This is a genomic window from Collinsella sp. TM05-37 (genome assembly GCF_003436455.1).
Classification (GTDB): Bacteria; Actinomycetota; Coriobacteriia; order Coriobacteriales; family Coriobacteriaceae; genus Collinsella.
The window spans coordinates 1-18,564 of sequence record NZ_QSPN01000011.1 but is presented as its reverse complement, the minus strand read 5'-3'; the positions used below and the strand labels follow the sequence as shown (position 1 = coordinate 18,564).

At 60.9% G+C, this 18,564-nt stretch carries 13 protein-coding genes; 2 read left to right on the top strand and 11 right to left on the bottom strand.

The annotated features are described in order from the left end of the window. The first annotated feature begins 78 nt into the window (after nucleotides 1-78). Nucleotides 79-2,295 carry an acyltransferase family protein gene (locus DXD48_RS06805; RefSeq protein ID WP_117564513.1) on the top strand — a complete coding sequence of 739 codons (2,217 nt, stop codon included), beginning with the start codon at nucleotides 79-81 and terminating at the stop codon, nucleotides 2,293-2,295. A 542-nt stretch (nucleotides 2,296-2,837) separates the two neighbouring features. On the opposite strand, the gene DXD48_RS06800 is transcribed toward DXD48_RS06805, so the two are convergent. From DXD48_RS06800 to DXD48_RS06765, 8 genes are all read right to left on the bottom strand, one after another. Further along, nucleotides 2,838-4,034, bottom strand: a complete 1,197-nt coding sequence (locus DXD48_RS06800) for an Nramp family divalent metal transporter (RefSeq protein WP_006235731.1) — start codon at nucleotides 4,032-4,034, stop codon at nucleotides 2,838-2,840. 74 nt (nucleotides 4,035-4,108) lie between these two features. Then, on the bottom strand, nucleotides 4,109-5,953 hold the full coding sequence (locus DXD48_RS06795) for a magnesium transporter (RefSeq protein ID WP_117564512.1): 1,845 nt from the start codon (nucleotides 5,951-5,953) through the stop codon (nucleotides 4,109-4,111). Nucleotides 5,954-6,281: 328 nt separating this feature from the next. Continuing rightward, nucleotides 6,282-7,688 (bottom strand): polysaccharide deacetylase family protein, encoded by a 1,407-nt coding sequence (locus DXD48_RS06790; RefSeq protein ID WP_233502635.1) that lies wholly within the window; start codon nucleotides 7,686-7,688, stop codon nucleotides 6,282-6,284. Nucleotides 7,689-7,760: 72 nt separating this feature from the next. Next, a complete protein-coding gene (locus DXD48_RS06785) occupies nucleotides 7,761-8,516 on the bottom strand; it encodes a hypothetical protein (protein ID WP_055252569.1) in 756 nt (251 codons plus the stop codon). Beyond that, entirely contained in the window at nucleotides 8,516-8,905 is a 390-nt protein-coding gene (locus DXD48_RS06780; RefSeq protein ID WP_099432470.1) for a YtxH domain-containing protein, read from the bottom strand. The genes DXD48_RS06785 and DXD48_RS06780 overlap by 1 nt, the downstream gene beginning before the upstream one ends. A 136-nt stretch (nucleotides 8,906-9,041) precedes the next feature. Further along, nucleotides 9,042-9,875, bottom strand: coding sequence for a hypothetical protein (locus DXD48_RS10250; protein ID WP_233502314.1), 834 nt, complete (start codon nucleotides 9,873-9,875; stop codon nucleotides 9,042-9,044). A gap of 24 nt (nucleotides 9,876-9,899) precedes the next feature. Beyond that, nucleotides 9,900-11,273, bottom strand: coding sequence for a hemolysin family protein (locus tag DXD48_RS06770; protein WP_117564511.1), 1,374 nt, complete (start codon nucleotides 11,271-11,273; stop codon nucleotides 9,900-9,902). A 108-nt stretch (nucleotides 11,274-11,381) separates the two neighbouring features. Then, a complete protein-coding gene (locus DXD48_RS06765; protein WP_199407916.1) occupies nucleotides 11,382-12,065 on the bottom strand; it encodes a hemolysin III family protein in 684 nt (227 codons plus the stop codon). 186 nt (nucleotides 12,066-12,251) lie between these two features. Here DXD48_RS06765 and DXD48_RS06760 point away from each other — a divergent pair, with 186 nt between their 5' ends. Beyond that, the gene (locus DXD48_RS06760; protein WP_117564510.1) at nucleotides 12,252-13,217 is read left to right on the top strand and encodes an alpha/beta hydrolase; all 966 of its coding nucleotides are present in this window, start codon (nucleotides 12,252-12,254) and stop codon (nucleotides 13,215-13,217) included. A 250-nt stretch (nucleotides 13,218-13,467) separates the two neighbouring features. On the opposite strand, the gene DXD48_RS06755 is transcribed toward DXD48_RS06760, so the two are convergent. The 3 genes from DXD48_RS06755 to DXD48_RS06745 all read right to left on the bottom strand — a co-directional run bounded on the left by DXD48_RS06755 (nucleotide 13,468) and on the right by DXD48_RS06745 (nucleotide 18,324). After that, nucleotides 13,468-14,673, bottom strand: a complete 1,206-nt coding sequence (locus DXD48_RS06755; RefSeq protein WP_117564509.1) for a DUF362 domain-containing protein — start codon at nucleotides 14,671-14,673, stop codon at nucleotides 13,468-13,470. Between the two features lie 262 nt (nucleotides 14,674-14,935). Further along, on the bottom strand, nucleotides 14,936-17,602 hold the full coding sequence (locus DXD48_RS06750) for an ABC transporter permease (protein ID WP_117564508.1): 2,667 nt from the start codon (nucleotides 17,600-17,602) through the stop codon (nucleotides 14,936-14,938). 8 nt (nucleotides 17,603-17,610) lie between these two features. Beyond that, on the bottom strand, nucleotides 17,611-18,324 hold the full coding sequence (locus DXD48_RS06745; RefSeq protein WP_117564507.1) for an ABC transporter ATP-binding protein: 714 nt from the start codon (nucleotides 18,322-18,324) through the stop codon (nucleotides 17,611-17,613). Between the last annotated feature and the right edge of the window lie 240 nt (nucleotides 18,325-18,564).

The following is an 18,564-nucleotide window of genomic DNA, read 5'->3' as shown; positions in this document are numbered from 1 at the left end:
CGCCAGCAGCAAGCATTCACAGGGGCAGGCAGCTACAATGAATACGTGCTGATTATTCTCGTCATTGGATGATGTTTTATGGAACAATTCTCGCAATCGGGCTCGCGCGGTCGACGCCGCACGGGCAACGAGCCGGCGCCGCACGAACGCGTGAAGGGCGAGCGCCGTGCCAACGAGCCGCGACGCACCGCGAGCCCCCATCGCGCTTCTGCCAACAACGCTGGCCGCGCCAACACTCCCGCCGCGGAGCAGACGCCTGCTCGCCCCAAGTCCCGCTACATCCCTGCGCTCGACGGCCTGCGCACGCTTGCCGTCGTCGCGGTGGTGCTCTATCACCTCAACCTCACGTGGGCTCAGGGCGGCCTGCTTGGCGTCACGATCTTCTTTGTGCTTTCGGGCTATCTGATCACACGCCTGCTACTCAACGAAGTCGCTAAGACCGGCCGCATCGACCTCAAGAGCTTCTGGATCCGCCGCATCCGTCGCCTGGTCCCCGCCGTGGTGACCGTTGTGGTTGTAACCTGTGCGCTGTGCACCGTCTTCAACCACGTGATGCTCACCAAGATGCGTCCCGACATTCTGCCGTCGCTGCTGTTCTTTAACAACTGGTGGCAGATTATGCAGGACGTTTCGTACTTCAACGCCCTGGGCGACCCCTCGCCGCTTACGCACTTTTGGTCGCTCGCCATCGAGGAACAATTCTACCTGGTTTGGCCACCGCTGCTGTTTGCCATGGTGTCCATGCATGTGAGCAAACCCAACACGCGCCGTATGGTCCTGGGACTCGCAGCGGTATCCGCCCTTGCCATGATGGTGCTCTACAACCCTGCCGCCGACCCCAGCCGCGTGTACTACGGCACCGACACCCGCGTCTTCTCGCTGCTGCTGGGCGCCTGGATGGCCTTTATCCCCGATCGCGACCTGGCGCCGGTGTGTCTCGCTCATCGTTTGGGGCTCAATCGCCTGGCTGGCGCCGCCAAGCACGGCAAGAACGCCGAGGGCAAGCCTGGCGAGAAGGCCGACAACGCAGCCGAGACCGTCCCGGCACAGCCGAGCGCCCTCGTGCGCTTTTGGTCCTCGCCCGCATCCATCGATGTGTTGGGCGTCGTGGGTCTGGTTGGCCTTGCCGCCATGGTCGCGCTCACCAACGGCTACACCGCGTTCCAGTATCGCGGCGGCACGCTGCTATGCTCCATCCTCACGCTCATGGTCATCGCGGCCTGCGTGCAGCCCCAGGGAATGGTTGCCCGCGCACTGTCCGCCGAGCCGCTCGTGTGGGTTGGCAAGCGCTCGTACAGCATCTACCTGTGGCACTATCCGCTACTGTTGCTCATGAACCCGGTCGCCAACATCAACGATACGCCGTGGTGGCAGTACATTTTGCAGGTGTTGTTGGTGGTCGCCGTAGCCGAATGTTCATATCGCTTTATCGAGACGCCGTTTAGAAAGGGCGCCTTTGGGCGCACCGTATCCGAGTTCCGCGACGGCATCACCGCGCCCGCCAACTGGGTGCGCGCGCACGTCCCTGTCTGCGCAGCCTGCGCTGTCGTGTTGGTCGTTGCACTGGGCGGCCTGATCTTTGTGCCGGAGACCTCCGCACTGAGCGGTGAGGGCGCCGAAGTCCTCAACAAGGAAGCCAAAAACACCGCGCCCACAGACCAACAGGCGGCCGACGACACCGACAAGGACAACGACGGCTTCCCCGATGGCTCCTACGACCTGTTGATGATCGGTGACTCCGTGTCGCTGCGCGCCGTTGATTCCTTTGACGGCGTGTTCCCGCACAGCCATATCGATGCCGAAAAGGGCCGCCAGTTTGATGCGGGCCGCGCGACATTTGAGGGCTATCTCCAACAGAACCTTGCCGGCAAGATCGTGGTCTTTGCACTGGGCACCAACGGCTTGGTAACCGACGACCAGATCGACGCCATCATGACCGATGCAGGAGATAAGCGTATTGTGGTGTTTGTGAACACGCGCAGCCCGCAGCCGTGGGTTGGCTCTACCAACCAGGCCATCGCCAACGCTGCTACGCGCTACAAGAACGTGCGCGTTATCGACTGGTACGGATACAGTGCCAATCGCAACGACCTGTTCGATGGCGATGGCACGCACCTGTCGACCACTGGCGTGACTGAGTACCTCAACTTGATCCACGATGCAGTCAAGAAGGACCTGCCCGTGCATCCCGAGGATCACGTCAACGATCTGCAGCCGGCGGCCGTCAAGTCTGCCACCGACGCGCTCGTCAATGCGCTCGCTCTCAAGCCGCACAAGCTGGGCACCGACAAGTAACCTGCAGCGCAAACTTCCCACATCCGGAGGGGTGCGCCACGGCAGGCACCCCCTCCGACAGTTAGGGACGTTCCTTATGTGCCGGCACCCAGGGACACTCCTGACACAGCCGAGGAACGCCCTCCTTGCGACCAAATTCTGGGCGCCTCGCCACCCCGAACGTTGTTTCCAAGCCCACACCCGCAGCAAACAACCCAAAATCACTCTTTTCGAGCCGGCTCCAAGGGGTCGTGGACAAAAAGGGGCAAATATGAGTACTGTTACCATTTTAGTAGCAGGCAAAACCACCCAAAATGACGTCCGAGCGACCCCTACAACCCCCTAAAGCAGCCAACCTGACTGGTTTAAGACATATTGGAGCCAATTTTAATGAACATACTATCGGCTATGTCCATTATCTTCTTGGATGTAAATGCTATTCACTTAGCAACAGTACTCATATTTGGCATTTTTTGTCCACTGCCATATAACTAATGCCCTATAGCGGGCAAAAAACAGGCCGCAGTCCATCGCTGCGGCCTGTTCGGAAGCAAAAGTGGGCGTTAAGCGCTGTAGCCCATCGCCTGCAGGACAAACATGACGACCGTGAGCACCGTAATCACGCCGATAGTCGCCCACGTGAGCACGTTCCATACGCGGCCGTTGCGGTTGGCGCCCATAATGTGACGGTCGGCGGCGATAACCACCTGGAACACCAGAACCACGGGCAGTAGCACGCCATTGATGACCTGCGAGGTCATCATAATCTGGAACAGATCGACGCCGGGCATAAGCACCAGCACGGCAGAGATACCGATGATGGCCGTAATGATGCCGCGATAGACCGGGGCCTCGTCCCAGCTGCGGTCGGCACCGCGCTCCCAGCCAAATGCCTCGCAGATAGCGCTCGACGTAACGCCCGGCAGCACGCAGGCAGCCAAGAAACTCGCCGCGACCAGGCCCGAGGCAAACAGTACCGTAGACCACTGACCCGCAATAGGCTCCAGCGCGCGGGCAGCATCGGCAGCATCGCTAATCTGAATACCCGCCGGGAACAACACCGTGCCGGTCGTGATGATAATAAAGCCGGCAATAACATCGGCGGCAAGCGAGCCGCTCACGGTATCAATACGCTGCAGCACGATGTCGTCCTCGCCCGCGTTCTTATCGACCACGTTGTTCTGCGCCAAGAAAATCATCCACGGCGCGATGGTGGTACCGATCGTTGCGACCACGAGCGACACGTAGCTGGGGTCATTTTGAATGTTAGGCACGACCAGGTCGACCGCGACCTCACCCCAGTTGGGGCCAGCCATAAACGCGGCGACGATGTAGGTCACGAACACGCAGCTCACCAGCAGCAGAATCTTCTCGATGCGCTGGAAACTCCCCGACATGGTAAGCATCCACACCAGCAGCGCCACCAACGGCACCGAGATGCTCGCCGGCACGCCAAAGAGGGCAAGGCCGCTCGCAATACCCGCAAACTCCGAAATGGTCACAGCCGTGTTGGCGATCAACAGCGCCGCCATAGCAAGTACACTCTTGCGCACGCCAAAGCGCTCGCGAATGAGCGATGCCAGGCCCTTGCCCGTGACGCAGCCGCAGCGCGCCGCGGTCTCCTGCGTCACGATGAGCAGCACAGTCATGACAGGAAGCATCCACAGCATCTTGTAGCCATAGCTGGCGCCCGCGCTGGAATACGTTGCAATGCCGCCGGCGTCATTGCCCGAAAGCGCCGCCAGCAGACCGGGACCCATAGCGCCAAAGATGGCCGCGATGGTCAACTTTTGCTTGGTGCCCGACTTTTGCTTGGTATTTTGCACGCGACCACCTAACCCATGACTGATATGGCGAGCAGCACCGCGGCGATGCAATACGCCACACACGAAATCATGACGGCAATGACGTTCATGGCGGTGCCCGACGTGTTGAGGTCATGCTCGTCACGCCAGAACAGCACCATCAGGTAAATCACGGCGCTCATGTTGCCAACCAGGCAAATAATGGCAGCGATATTAAAGCACCCGGTAAAGAGCTGCTCCTCAAACATGGGCGCATCGAGGAACGCAGCGGTGCGCACCAGCTGGGCGCACAGGTAGGTCACGAGCGACAGAATCAGGCCCATGCCCGTGCTCTGGAAGAAGAACCCCAGATACGGCTTGGGCTCGTCGTCGTGACCGTCATACTCCAGGAAGTAGTTCTTGACGAACGACACCATGCGCGAGGCCGCCAGCAGCACGAGCGGCATGGCGCACATGGGGAACACCACCAGATGCGCGGAGCCGAGCGCCGTTCCCAGCACGGTCGCCATGATGCACGACGCGATGCCCCATACAACAACCCAGTACTGGCGATGCACGAACCAGCTGAGCACGTTCGTCGAGTCGTCCGACGCGCTGTCGCCCGAGCCGACACCGGCGATCTGCAGGTCCTCCTGATGCTCCTCGGCGATAACGTCCATGGCGTCGTCGAAGGTTACGATACCCAGGATATGACGGTTCTCGTCGCAGACGGGGATAGCGACCAGGTCGTACTTGGTCATCTCGTCCGTCACGTCTTCCTGGTCCTCGTCGGGCGACACGTAGACCAGGTCGCGATAGGCCAGCTGACCCAGCGTGGCGTCGCGGTCGGCTACGATCAGCGTGCGCAGCGAAAGCACACCGGTCAGCATGCCGCTCGGATCCTCGGTATAGACGTAGTAGACGCTCTCGAAGTCCTCGTCGAGCTCGCGAATCGCCTCGATGGCGTCACCGACCGTTGCCGTGGCGGGCAGGGAGACAAACTCCGAGGTCATGATGCGGCCGGCGGTGTTGTCCTCATACCCCAGCAGGTTACGAATCGCCTTCTCCTCCTTGACGCCCATCAGGCGCAGGAGCTTCTCGGCCTTCTCGTAATCAAGCTCGTCGATCAGGTCGGCAGCGTCGTCCGGGTCCATCATGGCCAGCATCGACGATGCGTCCGTGTCGGACAGGCCCTCGAGCATCTCGGTCATAAGCTCGTCGTCATCGAACTCCGAGATAGCTTCGGCTGCCTGGGCGGTATCGAGCTGCGCAAACACCTGCGCACGTAGGCGCGGGTCGAGCTGCTCGATAATGTCGGCGATGTCGGCAGGGTGCAGCTCGCCGAGCGTCTTGTGCGACACCGAGAGTTGGATGTTTTTAGTCGAGCGGTCGAGCAGGTCCATGTAGGACCAAGCGATGATGTCCTCGCTGAGCGGCTTGCCCAGGTGCTTCATAAAGCCCTCGACGACGTGCTCGAGTGCGGGGCTGATCGCGCGCAGCAGACCGCGGGCACCGACCTCGGCACCCAACAGGCGCAGCTGGTTTTCGCCCGACATGGAAAACTTGATGTCGTTGACGCGCACGACCTTCATGCCCTGCGTGTCGACGATCTGCTTATTGAGCACGTCGCGCGCCAGCAGGAGCTCGGTCGGCTGCAGGTACGAGAAGCGAATATTGGTGGCAGACGTGTTGAGATACACGCCCGTCTCGTCGATACGGTCGACCCATTTGCGCCAGCTGATCATAAACGGCGTCTTGCCGGGGCCGCGGAACGCGAGCGACGTCACGTGCGGAAAAACTTCGCCGGTAGCAATGCCAAAATCGTTGACCACGCCGAGCTTTTCGCCGTCGACGTCCAAGACCGGCAATTTGAGCATCTCACTCAGATAATTCAATGGTGCTCCCCATCATTATTCCTCCGGACGCGGCCGCGCGTGCGGCGTCCGGGGGCTTCTGGATATGTATACGCATGCGCGGGCGGCACGCCGCTCGACGCTTACACCCCGTGCATGCGCAAAAAGCACCTGCATGGGGTCATCGACTGTATGGTCGAGGTTTGGATTTCACCTGTAACCTTTCTCTTGACCCTCATTAACCGCAGTAACTATAGCATCAGCATCGCCCTGCGGCATCGAATTTATGCGCTGCACATTGCAGGCATACCAAACGCTGACGTATCCGTGACATAGCCCTTGGGGACGTTCTTAAACGACTACCCAATGACTACTCTGTGGTGTCATCGTCCTCGGCAAGTTGGGGGAACACGGCGTCCTTGGGCATGGTGACCTTCGTCAGCGAGGTGAGCTTTTTGCTGAGCGATGTGTCCGTCTTGACCAGGTCGCTGAGCGTCACGATCTTGTATCCGTCGGCGACAAGACCGTCGATAATCTGCGGCAGCGCCTCGAGCGTCTGCTCGGCGCATTCGTCTCTATCGGTGAGCAGCACGATATTGCCCGGCGTCACCGAATCGAGCACCGTTGAGACCTGCTCGTCGGCACCGTTGAGCAGCCAGTCGCCCGAGTCAATATTCCACGAGACCACGGCGGAGACCAGGTCCATCGCATCAATCCAGTTTTGCTCGTCAAAGGCAGCGTAGGGAGCACGCAGCAGCATCGTCTTCACGCCGGTCGCCGACTTAATCGCATCGGTGCCTTTCGTGATCTGTTCGCGTACCGTCTCACGGTCCTGACCCTTGAGCGAATCGTCGCTGTAGCTGTTGGATCCGATCTCGCACCCGGCATCGACAATCGCCTTGGCCGTGGCAGGCGAGGCCTCGGCCGCATCGCCCGAAAGGAAGAACGTCGCGGTAACGCCCTTTTCCTTGAGCACCTGCAAGATCTGTTTGGTGGCGCCGCTCGGACCCTCGTCAAACGTCAGCGCCACGTACTTTTTGTTGCCCTTGGGCGCCACGCTGGCGCACGCAACGACGCAATCGGTGGCGGGCACAACCTCGCCGCGGTCCTGCGTCTTGCCCGACTGCTCACCAACCCACACCTCGGAGCGGCCCTGGACACCCCATGTCTGCACATACTCGATAGCGCCCGTGCCCTCGACCTTGAGCTTGGGCTCGATAACCGTAGCCTGAACCTCGTGCTTCTCGTAGGTGTTACGGCCATCCTTGACCGTCACCTTCTCGCCGCCCTCAAGTTCGCGGCTATCCCATTTGCCCTGTTTTATGCGCTTGCCGTCCACCTTAACCGACAGCTTTTCGCCGCCATGGCGCTTGAGCACGCTGTCATCGACGGCCAGCAGGTCGCCTGCGTCGTAGGTATCGGTCAACTCCTGGTCGTCGATGAGATTCTGCAGCGTAGAGCCCACGCGCACCGCGGTCTTTTGCCCGTTAAGTTCCACGTCCACGCTGCGGTTGACGTAGCCCACGACGGCAGCGATAAACAGCACGAGCGCACAGCCCACGGCAATGAGCGCATAGGGCAGACGGGACGGTCGGCGCGGCGAGCGCCCGTTGCCGATGCGCGCGCTGCGGTCGCTAAACCCGCGGCTATGGTTGAGGTACATCGCGCCGGGCTTACGGCGGCGACGGCGCTGACCGCTGGGCAGCTGCCCCAGGTCGCGGCGCGCCGTCGGACGCGCACCCGAACGCCCGTTTAAGTTGGATCCGTTTTGGCGCATGTGCCCTCCCCCATAAACACAGCAAGCCGGAGCAACAGGTCTCCGGCTTGCCTCCCATCATTTGGTACGTCGCTATTTTGTAGCTTTTGACGAGCCTCCGCTCGCCTTTTGGTATTCGTCCTTAAAGGCCTTGAACATGCCGCGCGTCTTGCCGAGCTGCTTGCCCAGTGCGCGACTGCCTTTGTCCACGGCGACCGATCCCTTGTCGTCGAGCACCTTGGCGCCCTTTTTGACCTTGTCGCCCACCACGACGCTGGCCTCGGCGGCCTTGGCGGCCGCACCGCCCGAATACCCAAGCGACTTGACCTCGTCCGAGACGACCATCGCACCGTTCTCGTAGCCGCGTAGCATCGTCGGCGGCACCTGCGTGTCACCAACCAAAACACTCGAAGCAGCACCGGCGGTCACATAGAATGCCTGCACGATGCCCGAACGTGGCTTGAACTCAACGTCCGAGCAATAGCCCACGACGTCGCCCGATTCCGTGCGCACGTCCATACCGACCCAGATGATGCAATCGTCCAGGTTGATGTCGAGGCGCTTGGCGGCGGCGGCATCGTACGTGTCCTTGACGTCATCGACCGCAATGGCGCCCTCGTAGACACCAATGGCGTCGAGCGCTACGAATCGATCGGGACGCTCGATCATGCCCGCGATATCGGACTGGCGGACCATAAAGCCGACCACGCGCGTACCGCCCGGGGTAAAGACCGGAAAGTGAATCTTTCCGAGCTTTTTAGGGCTGCGCGGCGTGCCGTCCTTTTTGGTGCGCTTGTCCTCGGTAGGCTTGCGATAGATCTTGGCGCCGACAAAATCCCCGGCGCGCATTATGCCTCGGTCGAGGGCTCCGCAGCCTCGGTATCAGCCTCGACGGCGTTTTCGACCACGACGTCGGCGGCAGGCGTCACGTTGCCGCCCGAAATGGCGTCGTTGAGTTGCTCGCGCAGCTGGTCCATGCGCTCGCGGGCCAGGTCGACCTTGGCGCGCAGGTCGTCGGTCTTGGCGTCGACCATCGGGCCAAAGTCATTCACCGCAGCACGGGCCTCCTCGGCGCTGTGCTCGTAGGTGTCGCGCATATTGTCCCAGGCGTCGTTGGCGATATCGGCAGCCATGGCGCGGGTCTCGGCGCCCGAGCGCGGGGCCAGAGCAACACCGATAATAGCGCCGGCAGCGGCACCAAAAAGTGCGCCGGAGACAAAGCTGAAAGTCTTACCCATGATCATTCCTCTCCTGCGGGCACGTCGGTGCCCACCGTTTGAATGCTGTCCATTATACCCGCAGCGCATCACTTGCCGCTCCGCTCATCTGCGTACGGCAAAGGCGCAGGTACGTGATGGCGATAAACGCGTAGGCCTACTCCTGAGGCATAGCCGGCATGGCCACCGTGGCACCCGGGTCCTCGCCGGCGCCGTCCACGAGCGGCAGGCCGCCCTCATGCGCAGGTCCTACCGGAACCGTCGCAGCACCGCCAAAGACGGCAGCGGAGGCCTCGTGGTTCTCGGCAACCGCGCCCTCGGTATCAATCGCCACCTGGGGCTCGTCGTCAAAGTTGGGGGCGCCCTGGGGCTCGGTGGGAACGGGCTCGGCGGTCGCATCGGCAACGGGCTCGGCGTCGACCGGCACATCGCCCTCGTCAGCACCCTCGTCCTCGGCAGCATCTTCGCCGTTCGCAGCAGCGACGGCCTCGTGAGGATCCTTGCCCTCGGCCTCGGCGCGCATGCCCAGCACCAGGTTGCGCAGGCCCGCGACCGTGCCTTCCACGTCGGGGGCAGGCTGGTCGGCGTGCAGGTACGCCCAGTCCATCATAAAGGTGGCCGACGACAGCGCACCGATGGCCAGTGCGTCGTCGGGGCACGAAAGCTCGACCTCAAAGACACGCTCGTCATGCTCGCTTACGCGCGTGCGGCCGCACGAGATGCTACCGGCAAGACCGGTCTCGTTCATAAGCTCGACCGTCACGTGCTCCAGCAGGTGGCAGAGCTCGGTCTGACCCATGCAGTCCTGGAACTCGCGGCCGGAATCGCCCAGGCACAGGTGCTTGGCAATCGCGGGCACCAGGTAGTACACGCGCGCCGTGGCCTCGATGTCCTCCGAGGTCATGAGCGGCATGCCGGGGTTCACCAGCACATGCGCGCAGATCTTGTCCTCACTGACGGTGACCTTAAGGATGTTGAACAGGCCTGCCATAACTCTCCCCTACTCTTCCTTGTCCTACTCGTCGCCGTCGTGCGGATTCGCGGAACCCGCACCCGACGTCGTCGGCTCGTCTACCGAAGACTCGGAATCCTTCTTATCGGTTTCGGCCGGAGCGATCACGCGAATGAGCGAGATGCGCTGGCCACGCATCGACTGCACTTTAAACTTGTACCCCGCGACCTCAAACACCTCTCCGATGTCGGGCACCGAGTCGCAAAGCTCCAAAATCCAGCCGGCGATGGTCTCATAATCATCGCTTTCCTCGAGCGGCCAACCAAGCTCAATCGCGTCATCGCACGAAAAACGCCCATCGACGAGCCACTCGCGGCGCGAAAGGCGCGTGAGGTACTTGTTGTCGGGGTCGAACTCGTCCTCGATCTCGCCCACGATCTCCTCGACGATGTCCTCGATGGTGATGATGCCGGCCGTGCCGCCGTACTCATCCACGACGACCACGATCTGGTCGTGCGAGGTCTGCATCTCGGACAGCAGCGGCAGGATGTCCTTGGTGTCGGGCACAAAGGTGGCGTCGCGCAAAAAGCCGGCGATGGGCTGGTCGCCCTTGCCGTCGAGCGCGGGCTGGATCAGGTCCTTGATGTGCGCAATGCCCGCGACGTTGTCGGGATCCTCGTGATAGACGGGGATGCGGCTAAAGCCGGTCTGGCGCATGGTGGACAGCACGTCGGCGACCGTCTCGTCGTCCTCGCACATGGTGGTGTCCACGCGCGGCACCATGACCTCGCGGGCAACGGTGTCGCCCAGATCGAAGATCTCGTGGATCATGCGCTTTTCCTCGTCGAGCAGGTCGTCCTGCTCCGAGACCATGTACTTGATCTCTTCTTCCGAGACGTTCTGACGGTCGTCGGCGCTCTTGATGCGCAGGATGCGGGCCAGGCCGTCGGAGCAAGCGCCAGTCAGCCACACGAGCGGACGGGCGATCTTTTGGAAAAACGACAACGGTCCCACGACCTGCTTGGACACGCCCTCGGCATTGGCCAGGCCGATGCGCTTGGGGACGAGCTCGCCGATCACGATGGACACAAAGGCGACGGCGACGGTGATGATGACCGGCGCCAGGCCGCGTGCGATGGCGGAAAGCGGCGCGATGCCAAAGCTCATGAGCCACGTGGCGAGCGGGTCGGACAGGCTCGTCGAGGCGACGGCGGACGAGGCGAAGCCCACGAGCGTGATGGCGACCTGGATGGTAGCCAACAGCTGATCGGAGTCGGCGGCGAGCTGGACGGCGCGCTCGGCGCGCTTATCGCCCTCCTCGGCATCGTGCTCCAGCACGGCGCGTTTAGCCGTGGTGAGAGCCATCTCGGACATGGAGAAGTAGCCGTTGATAAGCGTTAAAACGAGCGTGGTAATAAGGGAGATGGTTATGTCCATCGGGAGTTTCTCGAACCTCCAAGATTCGGGACGTTGGGTAGTAAGCGTAGGTGACGGATAGGGCAATTGCGCCGGTCGCCCGTGCGAGCGGGGCCGTGGGCGCGGTCGCTAGATTACGAAGAGGATCACCGCCATGAACTGGAAGATGCTGCCGGCGAGCACCCACAAGTGGAAAACACTGTGCAGATAGCGCACGTTTTTGGCGATATAGAACGGCACGCCCGCGGTGTAGCACACGCCGCCGACGGCGAGTAGGGCAAGTGCCACGGGGTTGAGCAGCGCCACAAGTTCGGGCAGCTTAAAGACAACGAGCCAGCCCATCAGCAGGTAGACCAGGCCGCTTACCCAGTGCGGTTGACGCTCGCGCATAAAGCACTCGAGGGCGATGCCGATAATGGCGATGGCCCATACGGCAAAGAACAGCACAGCGCCGCCGTCGTTTGCGAGCGTGATGAGGCAAAACGGCGTATAGCTGCCGGCTATGAGCAGGTAGATGCAGCTGTGGTCGATGATGCGGAACACGCGCTTGGCGCGCGCGGGTTGAATCGCATGGTAGAGCGTGGAGGCTAGGTACTCGAGGATGATGCTGACGCCATAGACAATTGCCGCGGCCATGTGGGCCGGGCCACCGCCGCGCAGTGCAGCGAATACGATCAGGAGCACCAGACCCGCGATACCCAGCAAGCAGCCGACACCATGGGTGACGGAGTTCATGATCTCCTCGCCCACCGTGTAGTGCGGAACGGCCGCGATCTTGGGTCGCGGCTTGGAACTGTCGCTCGAATCGGACATGCCGGTTACATCCTCCAATGTAAAGAGTTCTCAACACTATATCAAAGCGTCTGGGTACGTGCGAAATTTGCACCATACGTGACCCTTTGTTTACCCATTCTTTGCTTGTTGACGCATCAACGGCGAACATCCATAATGCGCTTGTTTTAAATGTTGATGTATTAACATCTTATAGGAGAATACCGCATGGCTCAAAACGAACATTCCCATCGAAAGCTCAAGATAGCCGGCATCGTTGCACTGGTGGTTGTCATTGTGCTGCTCGGATTTGCCGGCAACTTTCTGTTTGACTTCGCGCTGAATCCCCGCGCGCCATACACCATGAAGATGATGCAGGACGGCAAGGACGACAAAGAAAGTGAGCAGCCGGATGCCGAGGGAACCGAGGCGCGGGCATGGTTTAAAGAGAACCGCGAGAGCAGCAGCCTCACCGCAGATGACGGAACCGAGCTCTCCGCTTGGTATTTTGCCGCCCCAGAGAGCACGCACAATTACGCTATCTGCCTACACGGATTCACCGATGAGCCCATCGGTATGGCCCGATACGCCAAACGATTCCATGACCGCGGCATGAACGTGCTCGCGCCTGCCGCCCGTGCCCACGAGCGCTCCGGCGGCGACTATATCGGCATGGGCTGGCCCGAGCGGCTCGATGTCGTTGCATGGATTGGGCGGATCGTTCAGGCTGACCCCGAGGCGCGCATCCTGGTCTTTGGCGAGTCGATGGGTGCGGCAACCGCCATGGACGTCGCGGGGGAATCTTTGCCGTCCAACGTGAAATGCATTATCGAGGACTGTGGTTATACGAGTGTTTGGGACGAGTTTTCTCTGCAGCTCAAGGACGTGTTCGGCCTGCCCAGCTTTCCCTTGCTCGATGTAGCAAACTTGGTGTGCAACGTGCGCGCGGGCTACGACTTTCATAAGGCGAGCAGTGTGGAGCAACTCAAACACGCGACGGTTCCCATGCTATTTATCCACGGCGACCAAGACACCTTTGTACCGTACAGCATGCTCGACCAAAACTACGAGGCGTGCGCCAGCAAGGTCAAGCAAAAGCTCACTATCCACGGCGCCACCCATGCCAAGAGCGCGCAAGTCGACCCCGAACTCTACTGGAACACGGTCGACAGCTTCCTCGACGAGAATTTTTAGGCAAATAGTACGGTTTACTTGTCTATCTGACCCCCTGTTTTCGGAAGTGCGGGGAAATCGCACGAAGCCCGACCAGACCACAGTTTTACCAACAATTTATCAGGGGTTTTGTTGTCAAAAAACGGTTTGTGGTCGGCGGTATTCGATTTTTCACCGCACTTCCGAAAAGCCGCCCGTGGGCACTGTGCTCGCGGGCGGCTTTTACTAACGTTGCACTACAAAAGCGCTTGATATGTCCAATAGTTAGGTGCTACTTGACCTCGATGAGCTCGTACTTGCTCGTGCCCAGGCCGATCTTCTCGGCATGCGCGATGCACGCGCGCCAGTCGGTGTCGGGATGCGTGATGCAGAAGGGATCCTTGGCCTGCTCGCCCTCCAGATGCTCGTGATTATGCTCCATCTTGGCCGCGCTGTCGGTAAGCTCGGTGTTAGGCAGCGGCTCGGATGCCAGGACGGCGTCGGCGCAGGCCTGGTCGATGGCGACCGGGTCGAAGCTCGCGAACATGCCGATGTCGTTGACGATGGGCGTGTCATTCTCGGGATGGCAGTCGCAGTTGGGGCTGATGTCCATGGCGAGCGAGATGTGGAAGCTCGGGCGGCCGTCGACGATGGCCTTGGTGTACTCGGCGATCTTGTAGTTGAGTACGTCGGCCGCGGCATCATAGTCGGGCTTGATGCAGTCCTGGTTGCACGCCGCAATGCAGCGTCCGCAGCCCACGCAGCGATCGTGGTCGATGGCAGCCACGCGAACCGTGCGGGTGCTGCCGTTGGCAAGCTCGCGCTCGCGCGTGTCGTCAAACGTGATGGCGTTGTGCGCACAGATCTTTTCGCAGGCACGGCAACCTACGCAGTTGGTGGTATCGACGCTCGGCTTGCCGGCGGCATGTTGTTCCATCTTGCCAGCACGACTGCCGCCGCCCATGCCCAGGTTCTTCATGGCGCCGCCAAAGCCGGCCTGCTCATGGCCCTTAAAGTGGGTGAGGCTAATCACGATGTCGGCGTCCATGAGCGCCTGACCGATCTTTGCCTCGCGCACGTACTCACCGCCCTCGACCGGGACGAGCGCCTCGTCGGTACCCTTGAGGCCGTCGGCGATGATGATCTGGCAGCCCGTGGCATACGGGGTAAAGCCGTTCTGGTAGGCGGTATCGATGTGCTCGAGCGCGTTTTTGCGGCTGCCCACATAGAGCGTGTTGCAGTCGGTGAGGAAGGGCTTGCCGCCCAGCTCCTTCACGACGTCTGCGACGGCGCGGGCGTAGTTGGGGCGCAAAAAGCTCAGGTTGCCCAGCTCGCCAAAGTGAATCTTGATGGCGACAAACTTGTTCTCGAAGTCGATCTGCTCAATGCCGGCGCGGCGAATGAGGCGCTTGAGTTTGTCGAGCTGGCTCTCGCGAGCATGCGTGCGCAGGTTGGTAAAGTACACCTTAGCGGGTGCTGTGGGTGCAGTTGCGGTCATAGTTATATCCCCTCGGTCTATATGGCGTTACAGACATAGAGGATGGTACCCGTTGAAGTAGGGTCGAAGTCAAGCGCAACACCGAGTCGTTAGGCACTCATTGGGGACAGACTTAAATGAGTGAAACCACTCATTGGGGACGGACTTAAATGAGTGCCTCCCTTCCGGCAGTTGGGGACAGTCCTTGCCAGCCCGGCCGGCGAGCCGGCGAATCGGCAAAGACCGTCCCCGATGACTAGTCGTTCAAGAACGTCCCCGATGACTACTCTTGCACCTTGAGGGCCTCGGCTAGGCTGACGTGCTTGATAGAGCGCGTGTGTAGCAGCGCCACGACCAGGTAAGTTGCAAAGCCGATGCCCACGCACGCCGCCATGGACCAAGTGGGCACGTAAATCTCGATATTGCCGTTGTAGGCGAGCAGCATCGAGCGGAAGATGGCCGTGAGCGAGCCAATAATGACCGGCAGGCTCAGCACGAGCGACGCCGCCACGCACAGCGTGATCGAGCGGATGTACAGATGCGAGATCTCACTATCGCGATAGCCAAAGACTTTCATGTAGCTGATCGAACGGGCGCTGTGGTCGATCACCGCTTTGGTCAGCAGGTACATAAACAGCAGGAAGATAAACACCGCGAGCCCGACCATCATGCCGATCATTTTGCTCATCATGCCGATGAACTGGTCACCCACGGCGCGCATGTCGTCGGGCGTGGTGTCGCCGGCAAAGTAGCGCGCGTCGAGGTCGAGCTTCTCGTCGCTCACATAGCCGTTAAAGTAGGCGGCGTCGTTGTCGAACAGCTCGTTAAAGTCGTCGATACTCATATAGATGTTCATGTCCGACTTGGAGCCCCAGGCACAGTCCTTGCCCGCGTACTCAAAGGAATAATGCTCACCCTCGTACTTGTCGCTGAGCGTGACCTTCTGGCCCTCGCTCCAGCCAAACTTATCGAGCAGACCGCCGCCAAAGACGACGCGGCCATCGCCGATGTTGAGGCCCTTCCAGTAGCGCGAATCGGACGAGATGCCGTAGACAGAAATCGTCTCCTCGCCATTGCCGTCGCCACGGTCGTACTGCAGCTGGTGAACGGCATATTTCTCGGCCTGCGCGATTGCGCCCGCGCCGTTGTCGGTCGTATTGACCGGGTGGATATCGTCGTTGTCAGTGTCGATCTTAGAGGCCTTGTCGATCAGATCGATGGCCTCATCGCGGTTGCAGCCGAGGGCATCGGCAAGATCGTCAAGGCGCGCGTAGAGCGCATCCTTCTTGTCCTGGACCTTGGCAAGCGCATCCTGCGCTGCGGTCAGGCTCTCGGCAGACGGAGATGCGGTCGCGGCATCGGCTGCCGTCTGCGCCGCATCGGCCGCGCCGTCAAGCTCGTCATCGGCATCCTGGGCGGCAGAAAGCAGCGCGCCGTCAACCGACTGCAAGCGCTCGAGTGCCGACCACTGCTCGCGCTCCTCGGTAGTGCCCTCGAGCTCCAGCGGCGCCTTGAGTGTGTACTGATGCTCGGCGACCAGGCTCGTCTCGAGGTTGTCGGCGTAGTGCGTCATCGTGGGCAAAATCGCCAGGCCAAAGAGCAGTAGCAGCGACGCAAACGCAATGCCCACGAAGAGCGTGGCGAAGTTGCCCAGGTTGCGCAGGAAGATGCGCAGGCGAAAGCGCGAGACAAAGCCCATGCGCTCCGGCAGCTGCAGGCCGCGCTTGGTGCCCGATTTGCCGCTCGCCTCGTGACGAAGGAACTGCAACGGCGTCTTGCCCATCTTGCGGAGCAGGCCCACCAGCGTAATGAGGATGAGCGCGGCGGCGGGAACCACGGCGCACTTCACGAAGATCTCCCAGCTCCAGTACACCTGGAAGGGAGGCAGGCTATACGAACCGTAATAGAGGCCGCGCATGGGCTCGGTAAAGAACGCGACGCCGAGCGCGGTGCCCAAAAGCGCCGCGAGCACGCCCACGATGGCGGGAAGCGCGAGGTAGTGCAGAACGATCTCGCGGCGGCGATAGCCGCTGGCGAGCAGCGTGCCGATGATGGCGCTCTCCTCCTCGATGGTGGCGTCGGTGAGCACCACAAAGACAAACGCCATGATCACGATGATGATGTCGAGCAACGTCATCCACATCATGGAGTCGCCGTCCACGTCGTCGCGCGCATAGCCAATGCCCTGATTGGAATCGGCATCGATCAGATCGTCCACGCGCGCATCGGCATCGGTCAGCGCCTCGACCATATCCTGCTCCGCATCGATGCGATCCGCGGTGGGGAGGTCGCGATCGGTAAAGGTAAAGGAGTAGGTGTAGGCAGGCGCGCCGCCGGCGTCCTCAAGCGCGGCAAAGCCGGCGTCGGTGACCTCGGCCACGCCGTACGTGATGGTGTTCACCGTAAAGTCCGAATTGTCGAGGAACAGCGCCTGGCTATCGGGCTGGGTCATGATGCCGCAGATGGTGTAGGTGCGGCCCTCAAGCTCGACCTTATCACCCACGGCGAGGTCGTTGTTGGTGGCGAAAACACGGTCGATTGCCACCTCATCGTCCGTCTTGGGCTGCCTGCCTTCGCAGTAGGACGCAATGTCAACCTTGGTGCGATGCGCGTAGGTGCGCAGGGTGCGCTTGGTGCCGTCGTCGCCAGCCGCCTTTTTGATGATGGCGTCGATGGAGAAATTCTTGTAGAACGTAACGCCGCCGACGTCCTCAGCCGCGTCTTCGGCAGCCTTGAGCTGATCTTTGGTGGCCTCGAAGGAGGTAGTCACGCGGCCGTCCTCAATCGTGTAGTCGTCGCGCATGTCGTCAATGAGGCAGCCGATGGAATGCGCCGCGAGCAAAAAGCCCGACGTGAGGGCGATGCTTCCGCACATAAGCAAAAAGATGCCCAGGTACTTGCCGATATTGCGGCGCAGCTCGCGCGGGAGACGTTTTGCGAGAGGTGTCATGGCGCCGCCTACCAATCGAGCTCGGCGGCCGCGACGGGCGACTCGTTGAGCTCGTCCTCGACGATGCGCCCGTCGCGCAGGCGCAGCACGCGATTTGCCATGTGCGCGATGGCCGCATTGTGGGTGACAATGATGATGGTGCAGCCGTAGGTGCGGTTGACATCCTCCATGAGCCGCAAGATTTCCTTGGATGTCTTGTAGTCGAGCGCGCCCGTGGGCTCATCGCACAGCAGCAGGCCCGGATTTTTGACGAGCGCACGGCCGATGGCGCAGCGCTGCTGCTGGCCGCCCGAGACCTGGCGCGGAAACTTGTTGCGGTGCTCGTAGAGGCCCAGCGAGCGCAGCAGATCGTCGACATTGAGCGGGTTTTTGGACAGGTGCGCCATGACCTCGATGTTTTCCTTGATGGTAAGGTCGGGCACCAGGTTGTAGAACTGGAAGACAAAGCCCAGCTCGCGGCGTCGGTACTCGCCCAGATCGGCGGGCTTGAGCGCCGTGAGATCGCAGCCGTCCACCATGATGGAGCCGCCGTCGGCATCCTCCAGGCCGCCGATCAGGTTGAGAAAGGTCGACTTGCCCGAGCCCGAGGGCCCCAGCATGACGCAGATCTCGCCGCGGTTGATGGACGTGTCGATGCCGTCGAGCACCGTCAGGCGTGCATCACCGTCGCCATAGTGTTTCTTGAGTCCGTTGACCTGGACGTAGGCACGCTTTGTCGCCATGCTATCCCCCGTTGTTAGCCTTCTGCTACTTTTCTAAGGTAATAGTAAACCTAGGTGAACTATTTTTAAGCGACAGGCGCAATTTTTTCCAACCTACTCATTGGGGACAGACTTAAATGAGTGAAATCGCTCATTTAAGTCTGTCCCCAATGAGTGCCGGCAGGAAAGGAACGTCCCCAAGTGCCGACATATTGGGACAGTCCTTGCCAGCCCGGCCGGCGAGCCGGCGAATCGGCAAAG

What these genes read in the sequence shown, in the direction of transcription:
- DXD48_RS06805 (WP_117564513.1), top strand. Translation starts at nt 79, where the DNA reads ATGGAACAATTCTCGCAATCGGGCTCGCGCGGTCGACGCCGCACGGGC.
- DXD48_RS06800 (WP_006235731.1), bottom strand. Translation starts at nt 4,034, where the DNA reads ATGGGTCCCGGTCTGCTGGCGGCGCTTTCGGGCAATGACGCCGGCGGC.
- DXD48_RS06790 (WP_233502635.1), bottom strand. Translation starts at nt 7,688, where the DNA reads ATGCGCCAAAACGGATCCAACTTAAACGGGCGTTCGGGTGCGCGTCCG.
- DXD48_RS06785 (WP_055252569.1), bottom strand. Translation starts at nt 8,516, where the DNA reads ATGCGCGCCGGGGATTTTGTCGGCGCCAAGATCTATCGCAAGCCTACC.
- DXD48_RS06780 (WP_099432470.1), bottom strand. Translation starts at nt 8,905, where the DNA reads ATGGGTAAGACTTTCAGCTTTGTCTCCGGCGCACTTTTTGGTGCCGCT.
- DXD48_RS10250 (WP_233502314.1), bottom strand. Translation starts at nt 9,875, where the DNA reads ATGGCAGGCCTGTTCAACATCCTTAAGGTCACCGTCAGTGAGGACAAG.
- DXD48_RS06770 (WP_117564511.1), bottom strand. Translation starts at nt 11,273, where the DNA reads ATGGACATAACCATCTCCCTTATTACCACGCTCGTTTTAACGCTTATC.
- DXD48_RS06765 (WP_199407916.1), bottom strand. Translation starts at nt 12,065, where the DNA reads ATGTCCGATTCGAGCGACAGTTCCAAGCCGCGACCCAAGATCGCGGCC.
- DXD48_RS06760 (WP_117564510.1), top strand. Translation starts at nt 12,252, where the DNA reads ATGGCTCAAAACGAACATTCCCATCGAAAGCTCAAGATAGCCGGCATC.
- DXD48_RS06755 (WP_117564509.1), bottom strand. Translation starts at nt 14,673, where the DNA reads ATGACCGCAACTGCACCCACAGCACCCGCTAAGGTGTACTTTACCAAC.
- DXD48_RS06750 (WP_117564508.1), bottom strand. Translation starts at nt 17,602, where the DNA reads ATGACACCTCTCGCAAAACGTCTCCCGCGCGAGCTGCGCCGCAATATC.
- DXD48_RS06745 (WP_117564507.1), bottom strand. Translation starts at nt 18,324, where the DNA reads ATGGCGACAAAGCGTGCCTACGTCCAGGTCAACGGACTCAAGAAACAC.